The following is a 17,908-nucleotide window of genomic DNA, read 5'->3' on the forward strand; positions in this document are numbered from 1 at the left end:
GGATCTGTTCTCAGCGCCTGATATAGACAGGCTTTCGTTTCTCAAGGAAGGCCCTGATGCCTTCCTGAAAATCTTCCGAGCGGCTGCACAGCACCTGATTGCGATCCTCCATCGCAATCACGGCCTCGATCGAGCCGGCATCGACGCTCATGTTGATGCATTCCTTCGAGAGGCGCAGGCCAACCGGCGAGGCCGTCATCATCGCATCGACGTAAGGATTGGCGGCAGCGTCGAGATCGGTGGGCTCGACCACTTCAGATACGAGGCCGACGGCAAGCGCGCGATCGGCATTGATGAAGCGCCCGGTCAGGATCAATTCGGAGGCGACTGACACGCCGACGAGGCGCGGCAGGAAATAGCTGGTGCCGATGTCGCAGCCGCCGAGCCCGAGCTTGATGAAGGCGCAGTTCATGCGCGCGTTCTTCGCCGCGATGCGGATGTCGGCCGCGAGCGCCAGCGCGAAGCCGCCGCCGGCAGCCGCGCCCTGCACCAGTGCGATGATCGGCTGCGGAGCGCGCCGCATCAGCATCACGATGTCGGCGATGCGGCGCTGCGAGTCCAGGGAGTCAGCGACGCTCGGCGGCTCGGTCTGGCCGCCGCGCCGCGCCATCGCGTGCTTGAGGTCGAGCCCGGCGCAAAAGTTCGCGCCGGCACCCTTCAGCACCACGACGCGGGTGTCGCGATTGCGCTGCAGGCCCTGGAAATAGACATTGAGCGCATCGATCAGCGAGGGATCGAGCGCGTTGAGGCTCTCGGGACGATTGAGCGTGACCCAATCTGTTCCATCGCGATGTTCGATCAGCAGCGGTTGAGACACGCGTCACTCCTGCATCTGCGGATACGGTGACAATCGATGCGCCCTCTCCCCTTGCGGGAGAGGGCATATGCGGCCATGCCGCATGCTCACTACGGAAAGGGGTGGCCGCGGAGAGAACCCCTCTCCCGGCAGCCTTCGCTGCCGCCCTCCCCGGCAAGGGGGGGAGGGTAAGAGAGCGCAGCCCGCGCTAGCGCGGCGCCATGCGGATGGCGCCGTCGAGACGGATGGTCTCGCCGTTGAGCATCGGGTTCTCGACGATGTGGACCGCGAGGTTGCCGTACTCCGAGGCATCGCCGAGGCGGGCCGGGTGCGGCACCTGGGCGCCGAGGCTCTTGCGCGCTTCTTCGTTGAGACCCATCAGCAGCGGCGTCAGGAACAGGCCGGGCGCGATGGTGTTGACGCGGATCTTCAGGCTGGCGAGGTCGCGCGCAGCCGGCAGCGTGAGGCCGACGACGCCGCCCTTCGAGGCCGAATAGGCGATCTGGCCGATCTGGCCTTCATAGGCCGCAACCGACGCGGTGTTGATCACGACGCCGCGCTCCTCGCCGATCGTCTCGGCGGTGGCGAGGCGCTCGGCGAACAGGCGCAGCACGTTGAAGGTGCCGATCAGATTGACGTTGATGATGCGGACGAATTTCGCCAGCGGGTACGTTCCGTCCTTGCCGATAATGCGCTGCGAGCCGCCGATGCCGGCGCAGTTCATCAAGACCCGCGCGATGCCGTGCGCGGCCTCGGCCTTGGCGATCGCCGCCTTGATCGCTTCCTCGTCGGTGACGTCGGCGTGCAGGGCGACGCCCTTCACTTCGGCAGCGACCTTCTCGGCGTTTTCCTTGTTCTGGTCGATCACGCCGATCCTGGCGCCCTTGGCAGCCATGGCGCGCGCGGTGGCGGCGCCGAGGCCGGAACCACCGCCGGTGATGAGAACGGCAACGTCTTTCAACTGCATGAGAACAACCTTTCCTTGGGCGTTTCTTCTCTAGACTTGAACTTTTTTATCCGGCGGCGACCGCTGCCGTTTCCTTGTCGGGATTGAGCACGCCGCCGAAGATCAAGGCTTCCATGTGCTTGATGTATTCGCGGCAGACCTCGTCGGTGACCGGACCGACGCCGACCGCGCGCGACATCGCGTGGCGGCCGAAGAACAGGTGATCGCAGGCACCGATCAGGCTGGTGTAGAACAGCACCGGATCGATCTTGCGGAATTGGCCGGCCTTGATGCCTTCTGCGAGCAGCCGGCGGTGAAAATCCAGCAGCGGCGCGACGAAGAATTTCGACACCTCGTCCGCGGCAGAGGGCGAGCTCTCGTGCAGCAGATAATGGATCAGCCGGTTCATATAGGGGAACTGGTGATAGGCGCGGATGATGCCGCCGATATGCAGGCGCAATTTCTCCGACGGCGTGATCGGCTGCGCCAGCAAATATTCGAGCTGCGATATCTCGGTGGCGGCGTCGCGCGCCAATAGCGCCAGCAACAGCCCGTCCTTGTTGCCGAAATGATATTTCACCAGCGCAGCGTTGACGCCCGACTTCTGGGCGATGTCGGACAGCGAGACCTCGATCGAGGCGCGTTCGATCATCAGCTCGCTGGCTGCGACCAATAGCTTGTCGGCAGTGGCGTTTCTGCCCGCGGCGAGTTTCGTCGGTACGCTGGTATTCAACTGCGCTCTGGTCCCGCTTGGTGTCTGGACACGACGGTAAATCGAGGCCGCACATAAGCCCATGGCGGGGCGGCACTCAAGAGTTAATTGATTGATTGACTAAATGCTGAGCCGCCCCTTAAATCCGGCCCAACTTTAAAGACCACCCAATCCAGAAACCTCAGGGAGATCAGACATGGCCGAGGCATATATCGTCGCCGCCGCTCGCACCGCAGGCGGCCGCAAGGGAGGGCGCCTCGCCGGCTGGCATCCGGCCGATCTGGCCGCGACCGTGCTCAATGCCTTGGTCGACCGCACCGGCGTCGACCCTGCGCAGGTCGAGGACGTCATCATGGGCTGCGTGATGCAGACCGGCGAGCAATCCACCAACATCGCGCGCAATGCGGTGATGGCCTCGAAGCTGCCGGAGAGCGTGCCCGCGACCTCGATCGACCGCCAGTGCGGCTCCTCGCAGCAGGCGCTGCACTTCGCGGCCCAGGCGGTGATGTCGGGCACCATGGACTGCGTGATCGCGGCCGGCGTGGAATCGATGACCCGCGTGCCGATGGGGCTCGCCTCCTCGCTGCCCGCCAAGAACGGCTTCGGCCACTACAAGAGCCCGGGCATCGAGGCGAAGTATCCCAACATCGTCTTCAGCCAGTTCACCGGCGCGGAGATGATGGCCGAGAAGTACGGGCTGTCGAAGGATGAGCTCGACGAATATTCCTACAACAGCCACCAGCGCGCGATCGCGGCCACGCAGGCCGGCCACTTCAAGGACGAGATCGTGCCGGTGAAGATTACCCGCGCCGACGGCTCGACCGATACCCACCATATCGACGAAGGCATCCGCTTCGACGTCAGCCTCGACGGCATCAAGGGCGTCAAGCTGATCGCCGAGAACGGCAAGCTGACCGCGGCCAGCGCCAGCCAGATCTGCGACGGCGCCTCCGGCGTGATGGTCGTCAACGAGAAGGGCCTCAAGGCGCTCGGCGTCAAGCCGATGGCGCGCATCCACCATCTCACCATGATGGGCGGCGATCCCGTGATCATGCTGGAAGCGCCGCTGCCGGCGACCCAGCGCGCGCTGCAAAAGGCGGGCATGTCAATCGACGACATCGACCTGTTCGAGGTCAACGAGGCCTTCGCCTCGGTGCCGACCGCTTGGCTGAAGACCACCGGCGCCGATCCGGCCCGCCTCAACGTCAATGGCGGCGCGATCGCACTCGGCCATCCGCTCGGCGGCAGCGGCACCAAGCTGATGACCACGCTGCTGCATGCGCTGAAGCAGCGCAACAAGCGCTACGGCCTGCAGACCATGTGCGAAGGCGGCGGCATGGCCAACGTGACGATCGTCGAGCGGCTGTAAGAGGCAGAGCGATTCCACGTTGATGGTGTCGTCCCGGCGAAAGCCGGGACCCATAACCACAAATGTGCGTGGTTACGGCGGCTGGAGCCCCAGCTCGTTTCTACAATTTAGATCGGTGGTTATGGGTCCCGGCTTTCGCCGGGACGACCACCTTGTTTTTTGCGAGTATCAATGACCCATCCCTCCATCCACGCGCGCAACCATCCGGACAAGATCGCCTACCAGATGGCGGCGTCAGGCAAAGCCATCACCTATCGCGAGCTCGACGAACTCTCGAACCAGGGCGCGCATCTGTTCCGTTCGCTCGGCCTGAAGGCGGGCGACCACATCGCGCTCCTGATGGAGAACCGCCTCGCCTTCATGGAGATCTGCTGGGCCGCGCAGCGCTCGGGCCTCTATTACACGGCGATCAGCCGCTACCTGACGGAAGAGGAGATCGCCTACATCATTAAAGACTGCGGCGCCAAGGTGTTCATCACCACGCCGCAGTGTGCCGACAAGGTGAAGGGCCTGATCAAGGGCGAACCCGGCGAACCGCTGTTCTATATGATGGACGAGCCTGCAGCGGGCTTCCGCTCCTATGACAAGGAGGCCGCCGCGCAGCCGACCACGCCGGTTGCCGACGAGGTCGCGGGCTACGACATGCTGTATTCCTCCGGCACCACCGGCCGGCCCAAGGGCATCAAGAAGGAATTCGAAGGCAACCGGATCGACGTGCCGAACCCGTTCCTGCGGATTCTCACCGCCGACATGTGCGGCATGAATGCCGACTCCATTTATCTGTCGCCGGCGCCGCTCTATCATGCGGCTCCCTTGCGCTTCAACATGATGGCGACGGTGCTGGGCGGCACCTCCGTCATCATGGAGCATTTCGACGCCGAGGAATTCCTGAAGCAGGTCGAGAAGCACAAGGTGACGCAGTCGCAGCTGGTGCCGACCATGTTCGTGCGCATGCTGAAGCTGCCCGACGAGGTGCGCGCCCGCTACAACGTCTCCTCGCTGAAGGGCGCGATCCACGCCGCGGCGCCCTGTCCGGTCGACGTGAAGGCCAAGATGATCGAGTGGTGGGGACCGATCCTGATCGAGTATTACGCCGGCTCCGAAGGCAACGGCGTCACGGTCTCGACCTCGCAGCAATGGCTGACCCATCGCGGCACGGTCGGCCGTGCCGTGGTCGGCAAGGTCAAGATCCTCGACGAGAATGAGGAGGAGGCGCCCACGGGGCAGATCGGCCAAGTCTATTTCGCCGACGCGCCCGTGTTCAGCTATCACAATGATCCCGAGAAGACGAAGAAGGCCTACAACGCCAAGGGCTGGTCGACGCTCGGCGACGTCGGCTACCTGGATGAAGAAGGCTTCCTCTATCTGACCGACCGCAAGAGCTACATGATCATCTCCGGCGGCGTGAACATCTATCCGCAGGAAACCGAGGACGTGCTGATCACACATCCCGCGGTGTCCGACGTGGCGGTGTTCGGCGTGCCGAACGAGGAGATGGGCGAGGAGGTCAAGGCCGTGGTGCAGCCGCATGACATCGGCAAGGCCGGCAAGGCGCTCGAGGCCGAGCTGATCGCGTTCTGCCGGCAGCACCTGTCGCCGATCAAATGCCCGAAGAGCATCGACTTCGAGCAGGAGCTGCCGCGCACGCCGACCGGCAAGCTGGTGAAGCGCCATCTGCGCGACCGCTATTGGCCGAAGGCGCCTGCCAGGACGTAACCGCGGCTCGCCCGTCCGGAGGGCCCCGCCGCCGCGCGCGGCCAAAATATCGAAAAACAACCCCATGCAAAGGAGCTGGCGGCTGCCGGGCGTTTGACAACACAGCTTGACACGTCGGGCAACTCAGGGAGATATTTCCAATATTCCGAAATAGTGCAACTGATCCGTGCCGTCCTCCAGGGGAGGATGAAGAGCGCACGCGGGACGCCGCTTGCGCCCAAACCGGCGGCCTACAACTCCGCCGCCGGCTCGCAGGCGGCAGAGGCCGCGGCACGCAGATGCAGCTGGCCGTGCTTGCCTGACGCCGTGGTGGTCCACTGCGCGTCGATCTGCTGCAAATCATCCGACAGCTTGCCGCGATGGCTGCCGTCGGTCTCGAACGCCCCGCCGTCGTCCGGCGATTGCTCGAAGATCTCGACCTCGAGGTCGGACAGCCGGATGAACATCCGCACCCCGATCTTGGTTACGTGACGACCAACTTCATATGAGCCGCAGCCGCGCGCTTCCGCATTCTGCTCGTTCAGAGCGTTGACCTTGTCGAGGGTAACGACGACGTTCTGCACCGTGGTGTCGCCGTCCCACAGGAACTCGCCGATATAGGCACGCGGCAGTTTTTCGGTAAGTTGCTTGATGTCGGCGGCGCGCACGGCCGATATCAGCACGAAGCTCGCGGCGATGATGGTCAGACCGAGACGCACCATCCAGCCGGGCAGCTCTGCAATCCTCGCGTGGCGCATGCGGTAGGCATCCCCTGGGCAAAGTTGCTATCGTCACGACAACGACTGCCAGCATACAGCCAAATGCGCTGGTTGTACGGCGATGCCCAACAGGTGAACTCAGATGGAAGCCCTCTCCGACGTCCCGCTGCCCTCCACCATCCGCTCGCGCTATGTCGACGGGATCAACGGCCTGCGCATGCATGTGCTCGAAGCCGGCTTCGAGACGTCGGGCCGGCCCTGCCTGTTGCTGCTGCACGGCTTTCCGGAGCTGGCGTTTTCCTGGCGCAAGGTGATGCCGAAGCTTGCCGCGGCCGGCTATCACGTCATCGCGCCGGACCAGCGCGGCTATGGCCGCACGACGGGCTGGAGCGCGGATTATGACGGCGACCTCGCCGCCTTCCGCCTGCCCAACCTGGTGCGCGACGCGCTCGGGCTGGTCGCGGCGTTCGGCTACACGCATGTCGATGCCGTGATCGGGCACGATTTCGGCTCGTCGGTCGCGGCGTGGTGCGCGCTGATCCGCCCCGACGTGTTCCGCACCGTGGTGATGATGAGCGCACCGTTCTCGGGTCCGCCGTCGCTGCCGTTCAACACCGCCAATGAACCCGCGAAGCCCGCGACTGACGACCCCGTGCATCGCGAGCTCGCCGCGCTGCCGCGGCCGCGCAAACATTACCAATGGTACTATTCGACACGACCGGCCAATGACGACATGCATCGCGCGCCGCAGGGTGTGCACGACTTCCTGCGCGCTTACTACCATCACAAGAGCGCGGACTGGAAAGACAACACGCCGTATCCATTGCATTCCTGGTCCGCAGGCGAACTGGCGAAACTGCCGACCTATTACGTGATGGATCTCGCCAAGGACATGGCTGCGACGGTCGCCGAGGAGATGCCGTCGCGCGAAGCGATCGCCGCCAACACCTGGCTGCCGGATCGCGAGCTTGCCTATTACAGCGCGGAATATCAGCGCACCGGATTCCAGGGCGGGCTGCAATGGTATCGCTGCGGCACATCAGGCGCATTCACGGCGGAATTGCAAACCTGGAGCGGCCGCAGCATCGACCAACCATCCGCCTTCATCTCCGGCAAGCAGGATTGGGGCACCTATCAGCGGCCCGGCGTATTCGAGGCGATGCAAACGAAAGCCTGCACCAAAATGATCGGCTGCCATCTGGTCGACGGTGCAGGCCACTGGGTGCAGCAGGAACAGCCGGACGAAGTGAGCCGGCTGCTGCTGCAGTTCCTCGCGCGTGCAGCGCAATAGACCGCGTGCGCTAGGGGATATGTTCCGGAAATTTCCGGGAACATTCCATGGAACCTGGCGTTGCAGTCGGCCGGTTTTGTCCGGCGGACCGATTTGGAGGAGGACTATGGAAAAGAAGATTGCCGGATTGTTGGGAGCGGTCGCATCCCTGGGCGCGCTCGGGGCCGCCCAAGCTGCGCCGGCACCCGCGCCGACCGACGTGCTGCAAGCGAGCTCGTACGCAGAACTGCTGGAGCCGATCACTAACGCCTCGGCAAAGCTGCAGGCTCTGGACGAGGCTGCGCCTCCTCCGGTGCGCGAGGACGTCCAACTCGCGCAGTTCTATCATCACCACCATCATCACCATCACCACCACCATGGCTACTATCGCGGCTATGATCGTGGCTACGGTCCTCCCGTCATCGTGGTGCCGCGCTATCGGCGCTACCATCACCATCATCACCACCACCATCATCACCACAGCTTCTACCGGCGCGATTACTGAGCGGCCGCAGGCCATTTACGATGCGGCAACGGGGCCCTGCGGGCCCCGTTGCTATTTTGTGGGTCGATGACGGCGGCGACCGCTCAAGTGCCGCGCGCCTTTTCCTTTGCGGCGCGGTGGAGATGGCGATAGGTGCCGTCGAACACCGTGTCGGTCGACGAGGTCCATTCGGTGCCGGCAGCCAGTTTGGGCCGATTGCTGTAGATGCGGCGCGCCTGCAATTCGCGCTCCGCGGCCTCCTCTTCGCCCATCGGCTCGAGCTGGAAATCCGCCTCCTCCGGAATCACGATGATCTGCGCGAACGGCTCGTTCGGGCGGAAGATGTGGGTGCGTCCTTCCGCCGGCGCCTTGAACACGCAGAAGAACATCATCGGCCACCAGTTGCGGATCAGCGCCGGAACGGCGATCGGCACGGTGTCGGTGCGGTCGGTGTAGAAACGCGGATGCGGCTCGGTGCGCACCGCCATGCCGCGTTCGACCTTGAGGTCGAGCAGGATCTGGTAGGTGTAGAAAGTGGTGCCGAAATCCCGGAAGGGTGGCCACTGCACCCCACTGTCCGGCGGCTCGCCCCAATCCGCATCGAGGCGCAACCGCCCGTCCTGCGTGGTGACGCGCAGCTCGAAATCGTAGGGGTAGAACAGCTCGATCCCGTACTGCGCCCCCTCCGAGAACGGTACGCAATGCCAGACCTGCTCGCGTGAGCCGTCGGTGCGCGGTTCGCGAGCGCCCGCCCAGCCAGGAATCTCGAGCTTGGTCCGTCGCGGTGCCAGCCGCGCGTCGTTTAGGCGATATTTGACGGTATCCATGTCATCCCCCGGTCGTAACAACTGGAACTCGAACGGGCGTGGGATCGCCCGGTTCCCGTTATCGTGATCACAAACAGTACGACGACACGGTGTTCGGATTGACCCGAGCCGGCTTAGCTAATATTAGAATTATTCTAATTCTAAACTTAGTGAAGAAGGCGTTGCCGTGAAGAATTTCGCCGATCTGACCGAGCGCGAGGTGCTTGCGGTCGCGATTGCCTCCGAGGAGGAGGACAGCCGAATCTATATGAGCTTCGCCGAGGATCTTGCCGAACGCTATCCGGATACCGCAAAGATATTCGAGGAAATGGCTGAAGAGGAGCGCGGCCATCGCCATCGGCTGCTGGAAACCTACGAACAGCGCTTCGGTCCGCATCTGCCGCCGATCCGGCGGGACGACGTCAAAGGCTTCCTGCGTCGGCGCCCGATCTGGCTGACCAAGAACCTACCGCTCGACACCATCCGCAAGGAGGTCGAAACCATGGAGCTCGAGGCTGAGCGATTCTACGCCAAGGCGGCCGAGAAGGCTGAGGATACCGGCGTGCGCCGCCTGCTCGGCGATCTCGCTGAGGAGGAAAAGAGCCATGAGAAACTCGCGGTCCGCCTGACCGGCGACATCCTCAAGCCCGACGTGCGCGCCGAGGAAGACCGCACCCGGCGGCGGATGTTCGTGCTGCAATATGTGCAGCCGGGGCTTGCCGGATTGATGGACGGCTCGGTCTCGACCTTGGCGCCGCTGTTCGCCGCCGCCTTCGCCACGCATCATAATTGGCAGACCTTCCTGGTCGGCCTCGCCGCCTCGATCGGCGCCGGCATCAGCATGGGCTTTGCCGAAGCATTGTCCGACGACGGCTCGCTGACCGGCCGCGGCTCGCCCTGGCTGCGCGGCATCACCTGCGGATTGATGACGACGCTCGGCGGCCTCGGCCACACCATTCCCTATCTCGTGCCCGATGCCTGGCCGAACGCGTTCTGGATCGCGACCGCGATTGCCGGGATCGTGGTGTTCTTCGAGTTGTGGGCGATCGCCTTCATCCGCTCGCGCTACATGGACACGCCGTTCCTGCAGGCGGTGTTCCAGATCGTGCTGGGCGGCGCGATCGTGCTCGCGGTCGGCATATTGATCGGTGCGGCGTAGCAAACTGATCGGAGGCAGAGATGCGGTATGACCGTCAACGCCGACACCTGGCCAGCGCCGTGCTTGCTACTGCGCTGCTCGGATGGGGCACTCGCGCGCAGGCAACCGACGAGATCCAAGTCTATAACGCCGGCATCGCGGCAGTCGGCCAGTTCACCATCCAGCAGCATCTCAACTATGTCGGCATCGGGCAGAAAGACCCGCCTTTCCCCGGCGGCTTTCCGTCCAACCACAGCCTCAACGGCACGCCGGAGTTCGCCTATGGCATGACCGACTGGTGGGAGCTCGGGCTCTATCTGCCGTTTGCCGTGCAGGACCGGCAGTTCCTGTCCGATGCCTTCAAGCTGCGCACGCTGTTCGTCTCGCCCAACGCCGACAAGCGCAATCTGTTCTACGGCATCAACTTCGAGCTCAGCTACGAGATGCCGAAATTCGCGCAGACCCGCTGGGGCCTCGAGATCCGGCCGATCATCGGCGTGCGCAATGCGGACTATGAATTCATCGTCAACCCGATCGTCGACGTCGGCTTCGGCAGATATGGCGAAGCCGATTTCGCGCCCGCCGCGCGCGTAGCGCGCAAGATCAAGGACGATGTGTATGTCGGCCTGGAATATTACGCCGATTTCGGCAAGATCGGCAACTTCAGCCCGCTTGCCGAGCAGCAGCACACCTTATTCGCGGTGACCGACTTCAAAGTGGGCGATGTCGACATCGACTTCGGCGTCGGCTACGGCCTGACACGGGCATCCGATCGTTTCGTCATCAAGACCATCATCGGATATGCCTTCCCGGTGCCAGGGACCAAGCAGGACAGCGACCGCGCCAGCGCGAGCGGGGCCATCAATCCAATGGCGCATCTGTCGGCGCGCAGCACGCCCTATTAGATCCGCGTCGGCCTCTTCGGCATCATCACGTCGAATCCGGTGATCACGTTCGCATCAGGCGATGTGTGACGTCGACGTTGCCGAGTAGCGCAATTGCGATCAAGCCGGTCTTGCCCGGCTGCTCCATTCTGCGCATGATCGCCGCAAAATCAGGGAGCACGCCGTGGCCAAATCGCAATGGAGTTTCAAGACCGCCGTCGAACTGTCGGAGGCGCTGCGCAACAAGCAGGTCTCCGCCGTCGAGCTCGCCGAGGATGCGATCGGCCGCATCGAGCGTCATGACGGCAAGGTCAACGCGGTCTGCGTGCGCGATTTCGAGCGCGGCCTCGCTGCCGCCCGCGCTGCCGACGCCGCGATCGCGCGCGGCGAGCACCGGCCGCTGCTCGGCATCCCCATGACGGTGAAGGAATCCTTCAACGTCGCGGGATTGCCGACGACCTGGGGCTTCCTGCCGCAGAAGGACTTCGTTCCGACCGAGGACGCGCTCTCGATTCAGCGGGTGAAAGACGCCGGCGGCGTGATCCTCGGCAAGACCAACGTGCCGGTCGGGCTCGCCGACTGGCAGAGCTACAACGAGATCTACGGCACCACCAACAACCCTTACGACCTCGGCCGCACGCCGGGCGGCTCCTCCGGCGGATCGTCGGCGGCGCTTGCCGCAGGCTACGGCGCGCTGTCACTCGGCTCCGACATCGGCGGCTCGCTGCGCGTGCCCGGCTTCCACTGCGGCATCTATGCGCACAAGCCGACCTTCGCGCTGCTGCCGTCGCGCGGCCACACCCCGCCGCCGCTGCCGCCACTGCCGTTCGATCGCGACCTGTCCGTGATCGGCCCGATGGCGCGCGGCGCGGCCGACCTCGCGCTGGTGCTCGACGTGATGGCGGGCCCCGATCCGCTTGAAGCCGGCAAGGCCTACCGGCTGGACCTGCCGGCGGCGCGCCACACCGCCTTGAAGGATTTCCGCATCCTGGTGATCGACAGCGATCCGGTGCTGCCGACCGACAAGGTGATCCGCGGCAGCATCGACAAGCTCGCCAGCAACCTCGACAAGGCCGGCGCCAAAGTGTCGCGCGCGAGCCCGCTGCTGCCGGACTTCGCCGCCTCCTCGCGGCTCTATATGCGGATCCTGCTGTCGTTCCTGGGCGCGACCTTCCCGCCGGAGGTCTATGCCGGGGCCTGCGCTGCGGCGGCTGCGCTGCCGGCCAGCAATACCAGCCTGCAGGCCGAACGGCTGCGCGGCATCGCGCTCAGCCACCGTGACTGGGTGATCGCCGACGGCAGCCGAGCCCGGCTGCGCGCGCAATGGCGCGAGCTGTTCAAATCATTCGACGCGGTGATCTGCCCGATCATGCCGACGCCGGCCTATCCGCACGATCATTCGCCCGATCAGGAGCAGCGCAAGATCCTGATCGATGGCGAGCCGCACGTCTACACCGACCAGCTCGCCTGGCCCGGCATCGCGACCCTGCCCGGCCTGCCCTCCACCGCGATCCCGACCGGCTTTGCCCCCGACGGATTGCCGATCGGCGTGCAGATCGTCGGCCCCATGCTGGAAGACCGCACGCCGCTGAAGCTCGCCGAGCTGATCGAGCGCGAGTTCGGCGGCTTCGTGCCGCCGAAGGCGTTCGACGATTGAGAGCTGCCGCATCGTCATTGCGAGCGAAGCGAAGCAATCCATATATCCACGTGTGCGGAGCGATGGATTGCTTCGTCGCTTGCGCTCCTCGCAATGACGATGGAGCGAAACGGGAGGAAAACCAATGAGCAACGACCTCGAAGAGCTGACGAAACTCAACAAGGACTACGTCGATTCCGTCCAGAACTGCGACGTCAAGCGCTTCGATGAAATCCTGGCGCAGGATTTCTACTGCACCAATCCCGACAAGAGCCTGGTCGACCGCGCCGCCTTCCTGAAGCAGACCGCGATCCCGGTGAAGATCAAGGGCCTGAAGGCCGAGGACGTCAAGATCCGCATCCTCGGCGACTTCGCCATCATCCACGCGCGGACCAGCTATCTCGACGCCGACGGCGAGCAGGCCTATGGCCGCTACACCGACTGCTGGGCGCGGCAGAACGGGAAATGGCTCGCGGTGTCCGCGCATGTGGCGCGGTAAAGGCGGACGCTAATCTCAACTGTCGTCCCGGCGAAGGCCGGGACCACTGTTGCTTGTGGTTAGCAAAGAAAGTCGTCCAATTACGAGCCCGAAGCGAAGTCGCGGCGTATGGGTCCCGGCTTTCGCCGGGACGACGACCTCAGCTATCGAACATGATCACGCTGCGCAGCGTCTTGCCGGCTTTCATGTTGGCAAAACCCTCGTTGATCTCGGAGAGCTTCAGCTTGGCCGAGATCCAATCCTCCAGATGCAGTCTGCCGCGCATGTAGAAATCGACCAGGCGCGGCATGTCGACGCGGAAGTGGTTCGAGCCCATCGAGGAGCCCTGGATGCGGCGCTCGCGCAGGAAGTCGAAACCGTGCAGCTCGATCTTCTGGCCGAACGGAATCATGCCGACGATGGTCGCGGTGCCGCCCGCGGCCAGCATGGCGAAGGCCTGCTCGGCGGTGTCCTTGCGGCCGAGCACCTCGAAGGAGTGCTGCACGCCGCCGCCGGTGAGTTCGCGCACCTGCTGCACCACGTCGCCGCGGGCCGGGTCGACGATGTCGGTAGCCCCTAACTTGGTCGCGAGTTGCAGCTTGGCCGGATTGGTGTCGATCGCGATGATGCGGCCGGCGCCGGCGATTTGCGCGCCGTTGATCGCGGCCATGCCGACGCCGCCGCAGCCGATCACGGCCACGGTTTCGCCGGCGGTCACCTTCGCGGTGTTCACGACGGCGCCGTAACCGGTGATGACGCCGCAGCCGATCAGCGCGGCGAGATCGAGCGGCATCTCCTTCTTGATCTTCACGATGGCGTTCTCGTGCACCAGCATCTGCTCGGCGAACGACGACAGATTGAGGAACTGGTTGAGCTTCTCCTTCCGGCCCCAGGACAGCCGGTTGGAGGCGCCGGGCAGCATCTTCACCGTGGTGTCGGTGCACAGCACGGTGCGGCCGGTGGTGCAATTGTCGCAGGTGCCGCAGAACACCGAGAGGCAGGTCACGACGTGATCGCCGGGCTTCACGTAGTTGACGTCGGAGCCGACCTTCTCGACCACGCCGGCCGATTCATGGCCGAGCACGGCAGGCAGCGGATGCGGATAAAGGCCTTCCATGAAATGCAGGTCGGAATGACAGAGCCCCGCGACCGCGGTGCGGATCAGGACCTCGCGCGGCCCCGGATTGGGCACGCTGACATCCTCGATCACCAGCGGCTGATTGACTTCATGCAGGACGGCGGCCTTCATCGGAATTTCCTCTCATGTTTCTTGTTGGGTACGCTCTCCACCTCTCCCAAAGGGAGAGGTCGGAGCGCATCGAAGATGCGGTCCGGGGGAGGGGTTCAGGTCTATCGATAGATTGCAACCCCTCACCCGGATCGCAGGCGCGATCCGACCGCTCCCTTTGGGAGAAGTGAGACTACGCGAACGACCACGGCGAGCCTACGCTGCGACAAGCAATTCGCCAACCTCGGCCATGCCGATGGCGCGATCGCCGAGCAGATGCTCGGTCATCCTGCGCTGAACGGTATTTTCCGCAAGCCGGAACGGATCGCCCGGCATCACGCGGTGATCGACCACCATCCGCGACAGCAACAGCCGTCGCGCATCGCCGCGCATCTCGTGGATGCGACCGCCTTCCCAGGCCAGCGCCACCGCGCTCGCGACATGATAGAGCAGGCTCGTCGCGCGCCGTGCGTCGCCCTCGTTGTCGATGCGGCCAGCCACTTCGCGCGCAAATCCGATCGCGCGATCGCTGAGCTCACGCAGCCGATTGCGCCAGGCTTGCGGCACGTTGGGACTGTCGTCGAGCCGCGCATGCAGATCGGCGGCGAGCGCATTGTCGGCGCCATGGCGCCCGACCGCGCGCTTCAGCGCATCGATCGCGACGATGTTGCCGGTGCCCTCCCAGATCGAGCCGAGATGCGCATCGCGCAGCAACCGCGGGGTGACGAATTCCTCGATGTAGCCGATGCCGCCGCGCATCTCCATCGCATCGCCGCAGACCTTTCGGGCATCGCGGGTGGCGCGGAATTTCAACGTCGGGGTCAGGACGCGGAGCAGCGCCGCGGCGTCCTGGCTGCCGGCCTCGGCACGATCGAGCGCATCGGCGGTGAGGAAGCTCATCGACAGCGCCTGCTCGGTCGGCAGCATGATCTTCATCAGTTGACGCCGCGCCAGCGGCAGATCGATGATACGCTGGCCGAACACCACGCGGCCCCGCGCCACCGTGATGGCGTCGTGCCAGGCACGGCGCATCAGCGCGGTCGATTTCACGCCGTTGGACAGTCGCGACGAGTTGACCATCTCGGCCATCTGCACGAAGCCGCGATCGAGCTTGCCGACGGCATAGGCGATCGCGCCATCGAACTTGATCTCGCCCGAGGCCATCGAGCGGGTGCCGAGCTTGTCCTTCAGCCGCACGATCCGGTAGTGGTTCGGCGAGCCGTCGTCGAGGAACCGCGGCATCAGGAACAGGCCGACGCCTTTCGTGCCCGGCCCCGCACCTTCCGGCCGCGCCAACAGCATCACCACCTTGGCATCGGCGTTCGAGCAGAACCATTTCTCGCCGTAGAGCCGCCAGTGGTCGCCCTCCTGCACCGCGCGGGTGGTCAGCGTGCCGACGTCGGAGCCGCCCTCCTTCTCCGTCATGAACTGGCCGCCTTGCGTCAGCCTGCTCATGTCGGTCTGGGTCAGGCCGTCGAGATATTTCGCCTTCAACGCCTCGCTGCCGAAATTGTTGAGCAGCTTGGCGCAGCCGTCAGTGACGTTGATCGGGCAGCCCATGCCGAATTCGGTCTGGTTGAACAGGAAGGTGAAGGCGTGCTTGGCGACCACGGGATATTTGTCGGGCCAGCCCATGATACCCTTGCGGATCGACAGTGCATGGATGCCGAACTCGCCGAACGCGGCCTTCTCGATCTCGCGATAGGCCGGATGATACTCGATCGTTTGCACGTCGCGGCCGAACTTGTCGCGCTGGTGCAGCACCGGCGTATGCCGGTCGGCCAACCGCGCGCATTCGTCGAGATGGCCGCCGGCCAATTCGCCGAGCCGATCAAGATACGGCTCGATGTGGCGAAACAACGCCTCGGGCAGATGCAGTTTCAGAAGATCCGTCAGCGCCGGATCGGCCCGGTAGAAATTCATTCCCGTCGTGTCGGGGGCCAACAGGCCCGGCTGGCTGGCGGACGACGAAGTCAAATCTTGCTTGAGCGGCTGCATTGAATTCCCGGCTGCGTTCCTCATCTCTTTGGGCACGACTATCCTCCTCCGGCCGAGCAAAGGAAAGCCCAATGGATATTCCAAAATACAAGATCGCCCTGATCGTCGGCGCCGGCGCGGGTCTCAGCGCCTCGCTGACCCGGCTATTTTCGCGGGAGGGAATTCGCGTGGCGCTGGGCGCCCGCAGCATCGAGAAGCTCGGCGCGCTCTGCACCGAAACCGGTGCGAAGGCCTATGCCTGCGATACCACCAAGGCCGAAGATGTCGAGCGTCTGTTTGGTCTGGTCGAGCGCGAGATCGGAACACCCGACCTCGTGGTCTACAATGCCTCCGGCCGCTCGCGCGGGCCGTTCGTTGAACTCGTTCCGTCCGAGGTCGAGCAGGCGATCGCGGTCTCGGCGTTCGGCGGCTTCCTGGTGGCACAGGAGGCGGCGAAGCGCATGGTCCCTAACAAGAAGGGCGCGATCCTGTTCACCGGCGCCTCCGCCAGCGTGAAGGGCTACGCGCAATCGGCGCCGTTCGCGATGGGCAAGTTCGCATTGCGCGGGCTGGCGCAGAGCATGGCGCGGGAACTGTCGCCGCAGGGCATCCATGTCGCGCATTTCGTGATCGACGGCGGCATCCGCAGCGCCGCCCGCACCGAGCCCGCCGACAAACCGGATTCGATGCTCGATCCCGACGCGATTGCGTTGAGCTACTGGAACGTGCTGCAACAGCCGCGCAGCGCCTGGACCTGGGAGCTGGAATTGCGGCCCTGGGTTGAGAAGTTTTGAGATGACGGATATCATGCAACAGGCGTAGGGTGGACAAGGGCGCCCTTGCGCCGTGCCCACTCTCGGCACTCTGGTCGCGGTGGTGGGCACACTAAGCCTTGCCCACCCTACGAAGCCAAACATGAGCACCATGGGGAGCGAAATGACCGCTGACATCAAGATCGAGACCGGCACCGACGAACTGCTCTGCGTAATCCGCGACCGCGTCGCCGTCATCACGCTGAACCGCCCGGATGCCCGCAACTCGCTGTCGGACACGCTGACGCCGGCGCTGCGCACGATGATCCGGACTTGCGGCGAGAACCCCGAGGTCGGCGTGCTGCTCGTGACCGGCGCCGGCAAGGCGTTCTGCGCCGGCGGCAACGTCAAGGGCATGGGCGCCAACCGCGACCCGAAGAAGCTCGAAATGTCCTATGAGGACAAGGTCGCGGATCTGCAGGAGCGCCAGCGCCTGCTGACCGGCGCGCTCGCCTCGGTGCGCAAGCCGACCATCGCCGCCCTGCCCGGCCCCGCGGTCGGCGCCGGGCTTGCGATCGCGATGGCCTGCGACATCCGGATCGCGGCGCAATCGGCCTTCGTCTCGACCGGTTACTTGCGCGTGGCGCTGAGCGGCGATTACGGCATGGCCTGGCTGTTGACGCGCCTGGTCGGCACTTCGCGCGCCCGCGAACTGATGTTCACCTCGGAGAAGGTCGATGCCGCGAGGTGCGAGCAGATCGGCCTCGTCAACCGCGTGGTGCCGGACGAGACGCTGCAGGACGAGGCGTTCGCGCTCGCGAAGTCGATCGCCGAAGGTCCGACCCTGGCGCTGCGCTACATGAAGGACAATCTCGACGAGGCACTGCTGTTCGACTTCGCCACCGCGCGCGACCACGAGGCCGAGCGTCTGATCCGCCTCACCACGACCGCCGATCACAAGGAGGCGGTGCAGGCCTTCATCGAGAAGCGCAAGCCGGTGTTCCGGGGCAGCTAGGCG

17 protein-coding genes are annotated in these 17,908 nt (G+C 64.5%); 10 read left to right on the forward strand and 7 right to left on the reverse strand.

All coding sequences use genetic code 11. The features are described from left to right. Positions 1-10: 10 nt before the first annotated feature. The 3 genes from ACTUWL_RS12970 to ACTUWL_RS12980 all read right to left on the reverse strand — a co-directional run bounded on the left by ACTUWL_RS12970 (position 11) and on the right by ACTUWL_RS12980 (position 2,538). Positions 11-817, reverse strand: a complete 807-nt coding sequence (locus tag ACTUWL_RS12970; protein ID WP_021081458.1) for an enoyl-CoA hydratase/isomerase family protein — start codon at positions 815-817, stop codon at positions 11-13. 187 nt (positions 818-1,004) lie between these two features. Then, positions 1,005-1,763, reverse strand: a complete 759-nt coding sequence (locus tag ACTUWL_RS12975; protein WP_021081457.1) for an SDR family NAD(P)-dependent oxidoreductase — start codon at positions 1,761-1,763, stop codon at positions 1,005-1,007. A 46-nt stretch (positions 1,764-1,809) separates the two neighbouring features. Further along, complete coding sequence (locus tag ACTUWL_RS12980) at positions 1,810-2,538, reverse strand: TetR family transcriptional regulator (protein ID WP_021081456.1); 729 nt, start codon at positions 2,536-2,538, stop codon at positions 1,810-1,812. A gap of 112 nt (positions 2,539-2,650) precedes the next feature. Here ACTUWL_RS12980 and ACTUWL_RS12985 point away from each other — a divergent pair, with 112 nt between their 5' ends. Next, the gene (locus tag ACTUWL_RS12985) at positions 2,651-3,823 is read left to right on the forward strand and encodes an acetyl-CoA C-acetyltransferase (RefSeq protein WP_021081455.1); all 1,173 of its coding nucleotides are present in this window, start codon (positions 2,651-2,653) and stop codon (positions 3,821-3,823) included. Positions 3,824-3,994: 171 nt separating this feature from the next. Beyond that, a complete protein-coding gene (locus tag ACTUWL_RS12990) occupies positions 3,995-5,539 on the forward strand; it encodes an acyl-CoA synthetase (RefSeq protein WP_021081454.1) in 1,545 nt (514 codons plus the stop codon). A 230-nt stretch (positions 5,540-5,769) separates the two neighbouring features. Here the strand turns inward: ACTUWL_RS12990 and ACTUWL_RS12995 are convergent, their stop codons facing one another. After that, a complete protein-coding gene (locus ACTUWL_RS12995) occupies positions 5,770-6,276 on the reverse strand; it encodes a hypothetical protein (protein WP_021081453.1) in 507 nt (168 codons plus the stop codon). A 103-nt stretch (positions 6,277-6,379) separates the two neighbouring features. Here ACTUWL_RS12995 and ACTUWL_RS13000 point away from each other — a divergent pair, with 103 nt between their 5' ends. After that, on the forward strand, positions 6,380-7,528 hold the full coding sequence (locus ACTUWL_RS13000) for an alpha/beta fold hydrolase (protein ID WP_021081452.1): 1,149 nt from the start codon (positions 6,380-6,382) through the stop codon (positions 7,526-7,528). A 106-nt stretch (positions 7,529-7,634) separates the two neighbouring features. Continuing rightward, on the forward strand, positions 7,635-8,012 hold the full coding sequence (locus ACTUWL_RS13005) for a hypothetical protein (protein ID WP_021081451.1): 378 nt from the start codon (positions 7,635-7,637) through the stop codon (positions 8,010-8,012). A gap of 83 nt (positions 8,013-8,095) precedes the next feature. Here the strand turns inward: ACTUWL_RS13005 and ACTUWL_RS13010 are convergent, their stop codons facing one another. Beyond that, positions 8,096-8,818: a hypothetical protein gene (locus ACTUWL_RS13010; RefSeq protein ID WP_021081450.1), complete on the reverse strand. Its 723-nt coding sequence runs from the start codon at positions 8,816-8,818 to the stop codon at positions 8,096-8,098. A 166-nt stretch (positions 8,819-8,984) separates the two neighbouring features. Here ACTUWL_RS13010 and mbfA point away from each other — a divergent pair, with 166 nt between their 5' ends. From mbfA to ACTUWL_RS13030, 4 genes are all read left to right on the forward strand, one after another. Then, a complete protein-coding gene (mbfA, locus tag ACTUWL_RS13015) occupies positions 8,985-9,956 on the forward strand; it encodes an iron exporter MbfA (protein WP_021081449.1) in 972 nt (323 codons plus the stop codon). 20 nt (positions 9,957-9,976) lie between these two features. Beyond that, on the forward strand, positions 9,977-10,840 hold the full coding sequence (locus tag ACTUWL_RS13020; protein WP_021081448.1) for a hypothetical protein: 864 nt from the start codon (positions 9,977-9,979) through the stop codon (positions 10,838-10,840). Between the two features lie 163 nt (positions 10,841-11,003). Further along, positions 11,004-12,476 carry an amidase gene (locus ACTUWL_RS13025; RefSeq protein ID WP_021081447.1) on the forward strand — a complete coding sequence of 491 codons (1,473 nt, stop codon included), beginning with the start codon at positions 11,004-11,006 and terminating at the stop codon, positions 12,474-12,476. 124 nt (positions 12,477-12,600) lie between these two features. Beyond that, entirely contained in the window at positions 12,601-12,954 is a 354-nt protein-coding gene (locus ACTUWL_RS13030) for a nuclear transport factor 2 family protein (RefSeq protein WP_021081446.1), read from the forward strand. Positions 12,955-13,093: 139 nt separating this feature from the next. On the opposite strand, the gene ACTUWL_RS13035 is transcribed toward ACTUWL_RS13030, so the two are convergent. Both ACTUWL_RS13035 and ACTUWL_RS13040 read right to left on the reverse strand, forming a co-directional pair. Next, positions 13,094-14,182, reverse strand: a complete 1,089-nt coding sequence (locus tag ACTUWL_RS13035; protein ID WP_021081445.1) for a Zn-dependent alcohol dehydrogenase — start codon at positions 14,180-14,182, stop codon at positions 13,094-13,096. A 195-nt stretch (positions 14,183-14,377) separates the two neighbouring features. Beyond that, positions 14,378-16,159, reverse strand: a complete 1,782-nt coding sequence (locus ACTUWL_RS13040) for an acyl-CoA dehydrogenase family protein (protein ID WP_021081444.1) — start codon at positions 16,157-16,159, stop codon at positions 14,378-14,380. Positions 16,160-16,230: 71 nt separating this feature from the next. Here ACTUWL_RS13040 and ACTUWL_RS13045 point away from each other — a divergent pair, with 71 nt between their 5' ends. Together ACTUWL_RS13045 and ACTUWL_RS13050 are read left to right on the forward strand one after the other, a co-directional pair. Beyond that, positions 16,231-16,932, forward strand: coding sequence for an SDR family NAD(P)-dependent oxidoreductase (locus ACTUWL_RS13045; protein WP_021081443.1), 702 nt, complete (start codon positions 16,231-16,233; stop codon positions 16,930-16,932). A gap of 142 nt (positions 16,933-17,074) precedes the next feature. Further along, positions 17,075-17,905: an enoyl-CoA hydratase gene (locus tag ACTUWL_RS13050; protein ID WP_021081442.1), complete on the forward strand. Its 831-nt coding sequence runs from the start codon at positions 17,075-17,077 to the stop codon at positions 17,903-17,905. Positions 17,906-17,908 lie beyond the last annotated feature (3 nt).

This window comes from Bradyrhizobium sp. WCU1 (assembly GCF_053474805.1).

Bases quoted from the DNA above. Each gene is read 5' to 3' on its own strand.
- ACTUWL_RS12975 (WP_021081457.1), bottom strand. From the start codon at position 1,763: ATGCAGTTGAAAGACGTTGCCGTTCTCATCACCGGCGGTGGTTCCGGC.
- ACTUWL_RS12980 (WP_021081456.1), bottom strand. From the start codon at position 2,538: ATGGGCTTATGTGCGGCCTCGATTTACCGTCGTGTCCAGACACCAAGC.
- ACTUWL_RS12985 (WP_021081455.1), top strand. From the start codon at position 2,651: ATGGCCGAGGCATATATCGTCGCCGCCGCTCGCACCGCAGGCGGCCGC.
- ACTUWL_RS12990 (WP_021081454.1), top strand. From the start codon at position 3,995: ATGACCCATCCCTCCATCCACGCGCGCAACCATCCGGACAAGATCGCC.
- ACTUWL_RS12995 (WP_021081453.1), bottom strand. From the start codon at position 6,276: ATGCGCCACGCGAGGATTGCAGAGCTGCCCGGCTGGATGGTGCGTCTC.
- ACTUWL_RS13000 (WP_021081452.1), top strand. From the start codon at position 6,380: ATGGAAGCCCTCTCCGACGTCCCGCTGCCCTCCACCATCCGCTCGCGC.
- ACTUWL_RS13005 (WP_021081451.1), top strand. From the start codon at position 7,635: ATGGAAAAGAAGATTGCCGGATTGTTGGGAGCGGTCGCATCCCTGGGC.
- ACTUWL_RS13010 (WP_021081450.1), bottom strand. From the start codon at position 8,818: ATGGATACCGTCAAATATCGCCTAAACGACGCGCGGCTGGCACCGCGA.
- ACTUWL_RS13020 (WP_021081448.1), top strand. From the start codon at position 9,977: ATGCGGTATGACCGTCAACGCCGACACCTGGCCAGCGCCGTGCTTGCT.
- ACTUWL_RS13030 (WP_021081446.1), top strand. From the start codon at position 12,601: ATGAGCAACGACCTCGAAGAGCTGACGAAACTCAACAAGGACTACGTC.
- ACTUWL_RS13035 (WP_021081445.1), bottom strand. From the start codon at position 14,182: ATGAAGGCCGCCGTCCTGCATGAAGTCAATCAGCCGCTGGTGATCGAG.
- ACTUWL_RS13040 (WP_021081444.1), bottom strand. From the start codon at position 16,159: ATGCAGCCGCTCAAGCAAGATTTGACTTCGTCGTCCGCCAGCCAGCCG.
- ACTUWL_RS13045 (WP_021081443.1), top strand. From the start codon at position 16,231: ATGGATATTCCAAAATACAAGATCGCCCTGATCGTCGGCGCCGGCGCG.
- ACTUWL_RS13050 (WP_021081442.1), top strand. From the start codon at position 17,075: ATGACCGCTGACATCAAGATCGAGACCGGCACCGACGAACTGCTCTGC.